This window comes from Leeuwenhoekiella blandensis MED217, assembly GCF_000152985.1.
Lineage (GTDB): Bacteria > Bacteroidota > Bacteroidia > Flavobacteriales > Flavobacteriaceae > Leeuwenhoekiella > Leeuwenhoekiella blandensis.
This window is the reverse complement of record NZ_CH672395.1, coordinates 2,279,939-2,293,446: the sequence shown is the minus strand read 5'-3', so window position 1 is coordinate 2,293,446 and position 13,508 is coordinate 2,279,939. Positions and strand designations below refer to the sequence as shown.

At 37.9% G+C, this 13,508-nt stretch carries 8 protein-coding genes; 7 read left to right on the top strand and 1 reads right to left on the bottom strand.

Features of this window, described 5'->3' with window-relative positions:
• Positions 1–97 precede the first annotated feature (97 nt).
• From MED217_RS09850 to MED217_RS09835, 4 genes are read left to right on the top strand one after another with little or no spacing between them, the layout of a single operon-like run.
• A complete protein-coding gene (locus MED217_RS09850) occupies positions 98–3,298 on the top strand; it encodes a SusC/RagA family TonB-linked outer membrane protein (RefSeq protein ID WP_009780364.1) in 3,201 nt (1,066 codons plus the stop codon).
• A gap of 17 nt (positions 3,299–3,315) precedes the next feature.
• Positions 3,316–5,283: a RagB/SusD family nutrient uptake outer membrane protein gene (locus MED217_RS09845; protein WP_009780363.1), complete on the top strand. Its 1,968-nt coding sequence runs from the start codon at positions 3,316–3,318 to the stop codon at positions 5,281–5,283.
• Between the two features lie 21 nt (positions 5,284–5,304).
• Positions 5,305–6,522, top strand: a complete 1,218-nt coding sequence (locus tag MED217_RS09840; RefSeq protein ID WP_009780362.1) for a DUF4959 domain-containing protein — start codon at positions 5,305–5,307, stop codon at positions 6,520–6,522.
• Between the two features lie 16 nt (positions 6,523–6,538).
• Positions 6,539–7,759, top strand: coding sequence for a DUF4998 domain-containing protein (locus tag MED217_RS09835; protein WP_009780361.1), 1,221 nt, complete (start codon positions 6,539–6,541; stop codon positions 7,757–7,759).
• A gap of 109 nt (positions 7,760–7,868) precedes the next feature.
• Here MED217_RS09835 and MED217_RS09830 read toward each other — a convergent pair whose 3' ends face one another.
• Positions 7,869–8,759 (bottom strand): DUF6607 family protein, encoded by an 891-nt coding sequence (locus MED217_RS09830; RefSeq protein ID WP_009780360.1) that lies wholly within the window; start codon positions 8,757–8,759, stop codon positions 7,869–7,871.
• A gap of 363 nt (positions 8,760–9,122) precedes the next feature.
• Here MED217_RS09830 and MED217_RS09825 point away from each other — a divergent pair, with 363 nt between their 5' ends.
• From MED217_RS09825 to MED217_RS09815, 3 genes are read left to right on the top strand one after another with little or no spacing between them, the layout of a single operon-like run.
• Positions 9,123–10,622, top strand: a complete 1,500-nt coding sequence (locus tag MED217_RS09825) for an ankyrin repeat domain-containing protein (RefSeq protein WP_009780359.1) — start codon at positions 9,123–9,125, stop codon at positions 10,620–10,622.
• Between the two features lie 23 nt (positions 10,623–10,645).
• Positions 10,646–11,131 carry a DUF2271 domain-containing protein gene (locus MED217_RS09820; RefSeq protein WP_009780358.1) on the top strand — a complete coding sequence of 162 codons (486 nt, stop codon included), beginning with the start codon at positions 10,646–10,648 and terminating at the stop codon, positions 11,129–11,131.
• Positions 11,132–11,134: 3 nt separating this feature from the next.
• A complete protein-coding gene (locus tag MED217_RS09815) occupies positions 11,135–13,336 on the top strand; it encodes a PepSY domain-containing protein (RefSeq protein ID WP_040532726.1) in 2,202 nt (733 codons plus the stop codon).
• Positions 13,337–13,508 lie beyond the last annotated feature (172 nt).

The window sequence follows — 13,508 nt, the reverse complement described above, 5'->3', positions numbered from 1 at the left end:
CCAAAAAATGAAAAATTATGGAAACAATAGCAGTTAGCAGAAACTTAATTAACAATTGAAAATCACATTTATTGAAAGAATACTACAACACACAATTATGATATACACACTCAAAATGGTTATAAAAACCAGACTTTATCTATTGCTTTTAGTGGTGTCTGGTTATTCATATGCTTTAGATGCAAATAGGGCCTATGATCAACCACAGCAGGTTATTACAGGTACTGTCTATGACGGTAGTGATAGCAATCAACCTTTAATAGGGGTAACGGTTGTTGAAAAGGGAACACAAAATGGAACCTCAACAGATTTTGATGGAAATTACTCTATACGGGTCTCTCCGGGATCAACGCTAGTTTTCTCCTTTGTTGGTTTTGAGACCAAAGAGGTAGTTGTTTCTGACCAAGAAACGATAAACGTTACAATGAGCTTAAGCTCAGAATCTTTAGAAGAAACCGTGGTTATCGCTTTTGGAGGTAAACAGCTAAAAGAAAGTCAGGTAAGCTCCATTGCCACGATCAATCCTGCAGAATTAAAAGGGCCTACCAATAACCTGACCAATATGATGGCAGGTCGTGTTCCTGGAATGGTTTCTTTTCAAAGATCTGGAGAGCCCGGAGCAGACAACTCAGATTTCTTTATCCGTGGTTTAAGCACTTTTGGCTCAGGAAAACGTAATCCACTTATTCTTATCGATAATATAGAGTCTACCTCTACAGATTTGGCACGTTTACAGCCTGACGATATCGATACCTTTTCTGTACTTAAAGATGCTGCGGCAGCTTCGGTTTATGGTGCTCGAGGAGCAAACGGGGTGATTTTGATTACTACTAAAAGTGGTAAAGCAGGAAAAGCAAAATTCAGTGCACGTGCAGCTTCCAGAGTTTCGACCAATACGCAAAACTTTGAATTTGCAGATAATATCACTTATATGCGTTTGGCTAATGAAGCGGCGCTCACACGTGATCCTTTAGCTGTTCTACCGTATTCACAAACCAAGATAGACCGTACGGCAGCAGGAGATAATCCTTATTTATATCCTAGTAATGATTGGATCAATCAGATACTCAAAGAGTATACTATAAATCAAAGTTTCAACATAAGTGCAAGTGGTGGTTCTGAACGTGCCCGATATTATGTTTCAGGAACGTATAATATTGATAACGGTATTCTAGATGTAAATCCTATCAACAATTTTAATAGTAATATCAAACTTCAAAACTATTCGTTACGGAGTAAACTAGATATTGACCTTACGCCAACGACCTTGGCTACCGTTAATATTTACGGCCAGTTTGATGATTATAATGGACCAATTTCAAATGGTGGTGACATCATTGCCTCTACAGTGAATGCAAACCCAGTGGCTTTTACCTCTATTTATCCTGCTGAATTATATCCTTTAGCACAACATCCTCTATTTGGTAATGCACCTCTATCGCTTGCCAGTAATGCACTCTATACAAACCCTTATGCAGAAATGGTTAGAGGGTATAGAACGACCAAAAATTCAACCGTTCAGGCACAGATATCAATAGATCAAGAGCTTGACTTTATAACTGAAGGTTTAAAAATTGGTACGATGAACTACATACGTAGATATAATACATATTCTATTAGTAGAGCGTATAATCCATTTTATTATCAAGCCTCTAGAAATCCGGTAGACGGAGGTGTTCAATTGCGCGTGTTGAATGATGGAACACAATCATCTATAGGTCTTCCCGGTACAGAATTCTTAAATCTTGCGGGCTCAAACAATCAGTCTAGTTCAAGAATTTACAATCAGTTTACGCTGAATTATGATAAAACTTTTAATGATATTCATGCAGTATCAGGTTTCTTGATCAACGTACTTCAGAGTTATGAGACTACAGACTATGATAATCTTCAAGAATCTTTACAGTACAGAAACCATACATTTTCAGGAAGATTTACTTATGCATTTGATAAGCGTTACATTGCTGAGTTCAGTTTTGGATATAATGGTTCAGAGCGTTTTGACCGAAGCAACAGATATGGGTTTTTCCCTTCATTTGGAACGAGTTATGTGATATCTAACGAGAAGTATTTTGAAGGTTTAAAGGACACGTTTAGCAATCTTAAGTTACGATTCACCTATGGTAAAGCCGGTAATGATGAGATTGGTAATGCAGACGAAGATCGTTTCTTTTACTTATCGCGTGTGAACCCTAATAATGGTGGATTTGGAGCAACCTTTGGACAGGAATATAATTTTGGACGACCCGGTATTTCAATTGATCGTTATGCAAATCCTGATATTGGATGGGAAGTTTCAGAACAATTCAATATTGGGATTGACATAGGTTTATGGCGTGATTTAAATTTCACTGCAGAAATCTATCAACAAAACAGAACCAATATTCTACAACGTAGAACTGAGATTGGAGATGTCATTGGTTTAACTGCAAATCCACAGGTTAATTTTGCTGAATTAGAATCTAAGGGAATCGACTTATCGCTAGATTATAATCGCCAAATCAATCAAGAGTGGTGGACGCAAGCACGAGCAACTTTGACCTTTGCTACAAACGAGGTCGTACAGACTAATGAGCTCAACTATCCTGACGAATTGGGATATTTATCTCAGGTAGGAAATAATGCTTCTCAAATGTATGGCTATATAGCCGAACGTTTATTTACAGATCAGGAGGAAGTCAATAACTCTCCAACACAGTTTGGTAATTATACCGGTGGTGATATAAAATATAGGGATGTGAATGGTGATGGTGTGATTACTTCATTAGACCGTGTTCCAATTGGATTACCTACTACTCCAGAGTTGATCTATGGTTTTGGAGGAACTGTAGGATATAAAGATTTTGATCTAAGTGTTTTCTTTCAAGGTTCGGCGAGATCGTCATTTCAAATTAATTCGGCGGCTATTTCACCTTTTGTCTTAGGAACTGGTAATCAATTAGGTCAACAAAATGGACTCTTAAAACTTATCGCAGATAGTTATTGGTCTGAAGACAATAGAGATGCTTATGCATTTTGGCCAAGATTGAGTCCAAATGTGGTAGAGAACAATGCTCAGAGCTCTTCTTGGTGGTTACAAAACAATGACTTCTTAAGGTTAAAAAATGTAGAGATTGGTTATAGAGCTTCAGAAAAGCTGGTAGATGCATTGGGTATTCGCTCCTTGCGTATTTACGCCAGTGGGATCAACCTTGCCGTGTGGAGCAGCTTTGACTTATGGGATCCTGAAATGGGAGGTAATGGTTTAGGCTATCCTATTCAAGCAGCTTATAACCTTGGTCTTCAATTTGACTTTTAAAATTAGAATAAAGAATTATGAAAAATATACTATATAAAAGACTATTGAATCGTACCGCAGCTGTTGCCTTTGGTTTGGCGACACTCGCTGGGTTTAATTCGTGTCAGGACGATTATTTAGATGTTGTACCCGATGGACTCGCTACTGTAGATAAGATTTTTAATTTACGTCAAGAGGCAGAAAAGTATCTTTTTACTTGCTACTCCTATATGCCACGTCTAGGTCATCCGCGTAGAAATGCAGGGTTTTTAGCTGGAGATGAAATGTGGGTACCAGACAATCGTGAGAATGGAGATTATTTTGCTCTAGAAATTGCATTGGGTAGACAGCGCGTTTCAAATCCATATTTCAATGTATGGCAAGGTGAATATCAAGCAGGCGCCCCTTATGACGGACCTGAGATCTGGGATGGAATCAGACACTGTAATATTTTTATAGAAAATATGTCTGATGAGAATAATGTACCCGATATCACGCAGTCAGAGCGGGAGCGTTGGATTGCTGAAGCCAAATTTTTAAAGGCATATTACCACTTCTATCTGATGAAATTTTATGGGGCTATACCCATCATTAGAGAAAATGTAGACATTGATGCGCCTACACCGGCATTTGATCTATCAAGAGAACCTTATGACGAGGGTATAGCCTATGTAGTTCAACTTCTTGATGAAGCAGCGGCTGTTCTTCCTCCGGTTATTACAGATATCAATACCGAGTTTGGTAGAATTACTTCGGTAATTGCAAGATCATTAAAGGCAAAAGTGTTGGTCACTGCTGCGAGTCCGCTTTATAACGGTAACGCAGATCTGTCGACCATGGTAAACACCGATGGTACACCACTTTACAACACGACCTATGATCCAACCAAATGGCAACAGGCCGCAGATGCTGCTAAAGAAGCTATAGACGCTGCAGAAACAGCAGGAATTCAACTTTTTCGATTCAACTCTTCAGTTACAGGTTTTAATCTTACTGATACTACAGTGACTAAACTGAGCATACGCAATGCCATTACAGATCCTGAAAGTATAGAGTTGATTTGGCCTAATACGCAGAGTTTAACAGACGGGGAAGATGGGTTACAGGCAAGTGCAATGGCGCCATTAGAGGCAGGACATAATACACGTGTAGCACGTAAGGTATTGTCTCCTACGATTACGATGGCAAGATTATTCTATACCGATAATGGAGTCCCAATTACCGAAGATCGTAATTATGACTTCAACGATATTTTAGAACTGCGTGAAGCTACACCAGAAGAGCGCTTCAATATTGAAGAAGGTTACCGTACTTCCAGATTGAATTTTGACAGAGAGCCACGTTTTTATGCAGACCTTGGTTTTGACGGTAGTACATGGTATAAGCGTGATGCATTACAAGATGAGACCAAATGGCATATTGAAGGGAAATTTGGTGACTACAGTGGTAGTGATCATCCGTTTTTCTTTAACGAGACAGGGTACTATTGTAAAAAGCTGGTAAACTGGAGAATGACTTTTAGTAATGACGGTGGTTCTTTTGAGCGTTATGCTTGGCCACAGATGCGTCTCGCAGATCTATACTTGTTGTATGCTGAAGCTTTGAATGAAGTAGAGGGGCCTAGCGCTGAAGTCTATGAATATATAGACCGTATACGCGATCGTGCAGGACTTGACGGCGTAGTAGAATCATGGGCTGCACATTCGGTTAATCCTAATAAACCTACAACACAAGATGGTTTACGCAGCATTATTCAACAAGAACGTATGATCGAACTCGCTTTTGAGGGACAGCGCTATTGGGATTTATTGAGATGGAAACGTGCCGTAGAAGAATTTAATGATGATGTACAAGGTTGGAATGTCTTTGGAGAATCTGAAGCAGCCTATTATCAGGTGCGTACCATTCATCTTCAAAGTTTTGTATCTCCAAGAGATTACTTCTGGCCTTTAAGTGAGACATCACTTATAAGAAATACCAATTTGGTACAAAATCCAGGTTGGTAAAATCCTTAAAAAATTTAGATTATGAAAACAAAAACATTAAAGCAAATATTCTTTTTGAGTCTTGTGGTCCTTTTGTGGAGCTGCTCAGAAGAAGTTGATCAAGTGCCGCTGGAAGCAAATTCTAGTGCACCACAGCAAATTTCAAATCTTCAGGTAGAGAATCTTAAAGGTAAAGCAAAGCTTACCTATACCTTGCCTGATGATGAGGACTTGTTATATATAAAAGCAAATTATACGTTGCCCACAGGTAGAGAAATGGAAGTAAAAGCATCCTATTATCAAAACTCAATGCTTCTAGAAGGTTTTACTGGGAATGAAGATGTTGAAGTTGAGGTGGTTGCTGTAAATAGAAGTGAAGTAGCTTCGGCACCGGTAACCGTTACCGTAAACCCGCTGCAGTCTCCAATATTCGATGTATATAACAGTCTGGATGTAGGAGAAGCTTTTGGTGGAATTTTCGTCAACGCCGAAAATCCAGAGCGTATGGATATTGCGATACTTATTCTCACTAAGAATGAGCAAGGTGAATATGTGACAGACCCTAACAGTATTTATACTTCAACAGATATCATCAATGGACGTCTAAGAGGTTTAGATACGCTTGCCCAAGATTTTGGTTTTACTGTGCGTGATAGATGGTTAAACTATACAGATACATTAGAAAGCACGATTACACCTTTATTTGAAGAAGCTATTCCTAAATCAAATTATGGTGACTTAAGGTTACCTAACGATGCACCAGGTCATAATTCTACACCTAAAAGTGGGATGTGGGATGGCAATAACTGGGACTGGCCCAGATGTTATCTAACGCAAGGTAACTTTATCGAAGATACGCACATCACTAGTTTTGACATAGGTGTGCTTACCAAGCTTAGTCGTATTGTGATTTGGGATTATCCTGAATACTATGATGGAGGTAATGGTAGCGGTCGCGAATATTTTTATAACGTCTGTATGAAAGAGTTGAAGATTTATGGTTCGGCTGAGTTAGAGCCAACAGGAGATCTTAGCGAGTGGACATTATTAGGTAGTTATGAAGAAGTAAAGCCAAGTGGTTTGCCTTACGGTCAAAGTAATAACGAAGATTTTGAGACGGCAAATAGCGGATTCAGCTGGGATATTGATCCCAATGCTCCTCCTATGCGCTATATAAGAATTGAAATGATTGATAACTGGGCAGGAACCTATGCTATGGGTATTGCAGAACTACAGGTTTATGGTAATTCTAATCTGTAATTAAAAATTAGAACTTATGAAAAACATCTATAAATATACATTAATCACCTTTTTGGGGCTTGGATCAATTTTTTGGTCTTGTACTCAAGAGGAATATGACGACTATAAAAAGTTTGCCGCTGATGGCGAAATCAGCTACACTGAACGTATAGATTCTTTAAAAGCCTTTTCAGGGAATAATCGAATCATGCTGCAAGGAGTCGTAAACGCAGATCCAAAAATTACCGAGCTAAGAGTGTTCTGGAATGATAAGCGAGATTCCCTATCCCTTCCTGTTACACGTTCAGAAGGTATAGATACGTTAGAAGTGATGATAGAAGATATTCCTGAGAATATTTACAACTTTGAGTTACGCACTTATGATGCAAAAGGAAATAAATCTTTAGCTTCCAATATTACAGGAACTGTGTATGGTGAGCGCTATCAAAATACACTTTTTAATAGACCAGTAACCGCAAATAACCTAATTGAAGACAGTCTGGCTATTGCATATGCCGGTATGGATCTTTCAAGTGGGGTTATTGGTACCGAGGTTGTTTATACCAATACTGCAGATGTTGAAACCACCGTTTTTGTCCCAATCGATGAGGATGTTTGGTCTATTACAGATTTTAAACCGTTGTCAACATATCAATATCGTACGGTATTTAAACCTGAAGAAACAGCGATTGATACTTTTTATACCGAATATGTTTCGTTTACACCTATTTCAAAACCGGTACTGGTTAATGCTGCAATACCTTTTAAAGCATCATCTATATCTGGAAGATGGGGGATCTTAGAGGATTGGACTACAACAGAACCTGTGAAAATTCATAACGGCCACGGGGGTTGGGATGAATGGAATGGCAATATTTTTAATATGGAATCAGGATGGGGAGCTCCCGCGATAACCAATGGTAAAATTTATCAAAGTGTAACCAATGTACAACCGGCATCTTATATTCTTAATGTTTTAATACGTGATACAAACCATTCCTTAACAGATGAAGGAGGTTCTTATTTTGTTGTGGCAAAAGGTGACGCATTACCAGATGTTTCAGATGTACAAACGGCAGATAATGTATTGGTTTATAAACGAATCAACGCAGCTTTGGGTAATGAATACACCTACAGATTAGAATTTAGCTTAGACGAAAACTCAACAATTACCGTAGGACAAATTACTACTCAAAAGGATGGAAACCCTGGACGTTTTTGTAACGTACGTTCTTGGGATATTGTTGTTTCAGAATAATTACATGATTTTAGTTTAAACGTTTATGTGTGAGTGTGTTTAAAACGTTTAAAGAAAAAAAGAGTCCTCAATTTGAGGACTCTTTTCATTTTAGGAAAGTTCATTCCACTCACTCAACAAATGCAATAATCGCTTGGTGTATTTCTGCGGTTGTTGCAGTTGGTTTAAGATCAAACAAAACACTGTAAAGGCGCTTTCCATCAACTTTCTTTTTCAATTTCAGGCGTTCTTTTGATGCCAAAATACGATCCCATTCTTTTCTGACTTTTGCCCAGAGTTCCTGGTTGGCTTCCCACCAGGATTGTGCAGCTGCGCAGCGCTCATCTGCTACTTGCTCATAAATATTATATCCTTTTTCTTCTGCTATAATGCGATCGTCGGCATCAGCAGCGTGCAAAACTTTTGAGTTATCCTGTTCGTGTAACCATCCGTACGTGGTGATTTGAACCTGATTGTTACGCTCCATAATATTGTAATCACTTCTATGTGTATATTCTCTGCGAGGTAGAGGAGCAGGAGTTGTATTTTGCCAGATTTTTTTACCATCAACGTGAATCCAAGTGGCAGAACCGGAATATCTAGGACTGTCATCTACTTGATATACTTTTTGCGCCCATTGCCCTTTAATGCTTTGATCATCCTTTTCAACACGATTCCAGGTGTTATTAGCATCATAGATAAAAAGATTTGGGTCTTCAAAACTCCAATCTTGACGCCAATGTTTAATCACCATCGTGTCTTGTACAACAAGTAAATGCTGAATGGAGATCTTGTTTTCTTCATCTTCAATAAGCTGAGCCCATTCTAGGGCAGACGCATAGTAATCGTCGTGCTTTTTGTAATTGCCGTCTGGAGAAAAAGTTTCTGCATATTTAAAAGTTACTTCATAACAGCCACACATATCTTTTATGGCTTGTCTGTCTTGATCCTTTTTAGATTGAGCTTGAACAGAAATACTAATAAATAGAAGCAGTACAGTTGATTGTAGTAGGTTTCTCATAGGAAATATAGTTTTGATAGTTCAAAACTAATAAAATATCTTATTTAGATTAAATAAAAATAAAATTATTCAGTAGTTTTGTTGCCGAATGAGAGCGAAGTAGGAGATTAAAGATTGAATGCTTAAACTACGATTTTATAATGGGAAGTAAAAAATAATGAACTTTAATACAGGAAATTCCTAGAACGAAATGTCATTTTTATTGAATTGTATTTGTGCCGAAACGCTTTATGTAGCATAGATTTCTCATCTATTTTAATATTAAAATTTATCCTGAAAATATTCAAGGAAGACATAGACCGAAAACCAAAAAATAATTAAATTTACCCACCTATTTATAATTAATCTAAAAAAGAATAAATAATGAATTCAGTGCGATATATAATTAGCGCTCTTGTAATACTCTTTAGCTTAACGCTCACAGCGCAAGAGTCAAACCAATTACTCTCTAGAGATTTTTGGGGTCAAAAACCTTCCTTAGCAGAGGTTAAGGCGGCGGTCGCTGCAGGTAATGATCCTTCAGAGGCTAACGGAAGTAATTTTGATCCTGTGGTTATGGCTATTTTTGGCGATGCTTCAGAAGAAGTGATTGACTATCTTTTTGCTCAAGAGGGAAATTCAGTAAATAAACTTACGCACGATGGTCGTACTTATATCTTTTGGGCGGCTTCTAGAGGAAATTTTCCTTTAGTAAAAAAGTTTGCTGATGCCGGTGCAAAAATGGACCTTGTAGATGATCACGGCTATTCGGTGCTTAATTTTGCTGCAAATGCAGGCGTTACAGATACTAAGATTTATGACTATTTAATCGCTAAGGGTTCTAATCCTAAAGTAGAAAAAACGCATCACGGTGCAAACGCATTGCTTTTGATCTTACCAAGTCAAAAAGACTTCAAAATGATCGATTATTTTGAAGATAAAGGTCTTGCTCTTACCGATACCGATGAGGATGGTAACAACGCTTTCATCTACGCTGCTCGCTCAGGAAATGTAGAAATGATGAACAAGCTCATCGAAAAAGGTATTGATCCTAAAGCTAAAAATAATGAAGGTGGAAACGCAATACTTGCTGCAGCACAAGGTTCTCGCCGTGGTTCTAGTCCGCTTTCAGTATTTAAATATTTAGAAGGATTAGGTATTGAAGCAAACGTTACTACCACTACAGGAACCAATCCGCTTCACGTGCTTGCCGGAAGAAATCAGGATATGGACATTTTCAATTATTTCTTAGAAAAAGGAGTAGATCCTACTGCGGTAGACGGTGAAGGAAACACACCACTTATCTATTCATCTTCTAGAAATAGTCTTGAAGTAGTAAAATTATTTGAAGAGAAGACTGAAGCAATTAACCATACTAATGAAGAAGGCATTTCAGCGCTAAGTAGAGCCGTTGCAGGAAATTCTCCTGAAGTGGTAAGTTATTTAATTGCCCAAGGTGCAGATGCATCTGTTGTTGATGATAAAGGAAATACTTTAATGTTCTATTTGGCTGATGCTTACAATCCACGTAACGCAGCAGCTTTTGATGCAAAAATGGAGTTGCTTGCAGAAGAAGGCGTTGATTTTGCTGCTACTCAAGAGAATAAAGAGAACATGCTACTGTTAGCCGTTAAGAAAAACAGTTTACCGTTAACCAAAAAAGCTTTGGCTTTAGAAATTGATGTTAATCAGGCTGATAAAGACGGAAATACACCATTACAAATTGCAGCATTAAGAGCAGACAATACTGAAATTCTAGAGTTGCTTGTAGCTAATGGTGCAGATACCAGTGTAACTACAGATTTTGGTGAGAGTATTTATGATCTTGCCAGTGAAAACGAAATTCTAGCTAGCAGCAAAGCAAGCATAGATTTTTTAAAATAAGCGATTACAATTCATTTTAAATTATGAGATTAAAAACATTAGTATTAGGATTATTCTGCTTTACCCTTTTTTCTTTTGTTGAAAAAGAACCTGCAGAAACCACATTTAAATGTTTAATTCAAATAACCAACTATAGTGGAGAAGGTGCGTATGTTGTTGTGTCGCTCATCAATCCTGAAGGCGAGTATGAAAAAACCCTTTTAGTTCAGGGAGATGACGAAGAGTGGTATCCAGATCTTACCGGATGGTGGGAGCAGCAAAAAGTAAAAAATGAAAATATCGATGGTATTGCCGGAGCTACTGTAGGTGCCGGTGGTCGTGGGATAGGTTCATTCAAAATTGCTCAGGACAAGATAGACAGTGGTTATAAACTGAGATTTGAAACCGCTGTTGAAGATCAAAAGTATTATCAGGATGATCTTATGATTCCGCTTGACCAGGCGAGCCTTAATGGTAAATTTGCCGGTAAAGGTTACATAAGATATGTACGATTGATGGCAAGCAATTAAGCTATGATTTTATCAATATGGAGATACAGTCATCTGGCATTGGCTGTATCTTCTTTTTTATTCATACTTCTTGCTTCTGTAACAGGAATCATTCTGGCGTTTGAACCTATTGACCACGCTGCATTAAACTACAGTGGTGATCAAACCCAGATTCCTGTAACGCAGCTCATCGATACACTTAAGTCAAATTATGACGAAGTCTTAAGTGTTGAAATTGATGAAGCAGGTTTTGTGAAGGCTTCTGTACTGAGTATGGAAGGCGACAGCGGTGATTTTTATATCAATCCGTTAACAGGAAAAAAAGTAGGTGAAATTGAAAAACAAGCCGAAATTTTTCAATTTGCAACCAGTTTGCACCGCAGTCTATTCTTAAAAAGCACAGGACGTTTTTTTGTAGGTCTTGCTTCCTTTTTATTATTTCTTATCAGTATTACCGGCCTTATTTTAATCATAAAAAGGCAACAAGGTATACGTGCGTTCTTCAACCGAATCATAAAGGATAATTTTTATTCTTATTATCATATTTATTTAGGACGCTTATCGCTTATTCCTATCATTATCATTACGCTTACAGGTGTTTATCTTTCGCTTCAGCGTTTTGAAATTTCACCCGATATCGTGTTAACTCACGATGTTGACTACACTTCTATAACCGACACTCCACAAAGGAATTTAGCCGAATTTCCAGCTTTAAAAAATATAACAATAGCAGATGTTCGATACATCGAATTTCCGTTTAGTCCTGATGTCGAAGATCCTTATAAAATAAGTTTAACCGATCGAGAGCTTCTTGTAAATCAAGTTACAGGAGAAGTAATTAGTGAGCTTTCGTATCCGTTAGTCAATATGTTATCGTACTACAGCACGGTTTTACATACAGGTCGTGGAAGTGTCATTTGGGCTGTGATATTGGCGGCGGCGTGTTTTAGTATTTTATTCTTTATTTATTCCGGATTCAAGATGACGTTTATGCGTCGCAAAGGGAGAATCAAAAATAAATTTAAAGCTGCGCAAAGCGAAATTGTAATCCTCGTCGGTTCTGAGACCGGGAGTACGATGTCTTTTGCGAGTTTATTTTATAAAGAGCTGCTCAATAAAGACATAAAGGTTCATCTTACCCAAATGGATAAATATCAGCAATTCCCAAAGATGAAGCAATTGGTGATATTTACCTCGACCTATGGGGACGGCGATCCTCCTGCAAACGCCACCAAATTTTTAAACTTGCTTAATACGTTTAAAGACATCCCACAATTTGAATACAGTGTGGTTGGTTTTGGTTCGTTGGCGTATCCAAGCTATTGTAAATATGCTTTTGATGTAGACGAAGCGCTGCGCGCAAGCCCGGTAGCCAAAGAATTGCTTAAGGTGTACACCATAAATAATAAATCCTGGGAGGCCTTTGATCAATGGGTAGATCAATGGGGAGAGCGATTAGCTCTTAAACTAGAAGTTCCCAGAGACAATACCGTAACCAAGCCCCGTAAAAAGCCTCAAAAATTTGAAGTAATAGCAAAAACTTATGCTCAAGAAAGTCCGGATAATACCTTTTTAGTAACGGTACGTCCCGAGAAATCGATCAAATTTAGATCAGGTGATTTATTGGCCATTTATCCTCAAAAGGACACACACGAACGCCTTTATTCTATAGGAAAGAATTTAGATGGTGAACTGCTCTTAAGTATAAAAAGACACGAATTTGGGCTGTGTTCTAACTATCTCAATGATATTGAAGTTGGAGCGTCACTTAATGCCGTACGTGTTAAAAACCCTGAATTTCACTTAAAGAAAAATCAAAATGCTATCCTGATTGCTACAGGAACAGGAATTGCCCCATTTTTAGGAATGATGGCTGATAATGAAAACAAAAAGGAACGCATCTTGTATTGGGGGGCTAAAAATGAAGCAAGTTTTGCGCTTTATGAAAACCAGATCAGCACAGCATTGGAGCGTGGGTTGCTCTCAAAATTTGTTCCGGTATATTCTCGTTTAGGAAAAGAAAAGATCTATGTGCAGCACTTGATTGCCAGTAATCATTTAGCTTTTTCTAATGCATTAAAAAATGGAACCGTTCTCATGATTTGTGGGTCTATTAGTATGCAAAAAGAAGTGATTGCTGCGCTTCAGGTTATTTGTGAAACCTATCAACTAAAATCTTTAAGTTATTATCAGCAACGCGGTCAAATCAAAATGGACTGTTATTAAATATTGAAGTTGTTCTTATTAGAGGCTTCAATTACAGTCTTTCTTTATAGTAAACTAGGTTACAAATCTTTTTAAGTACATTTTTCTTAACTTCCTAAAGTTCTTCTGAACACTTTATACCCCGAAATCGGGCAAAAATTACCTTGTCTTGACCTTGAAATAATTATATCAT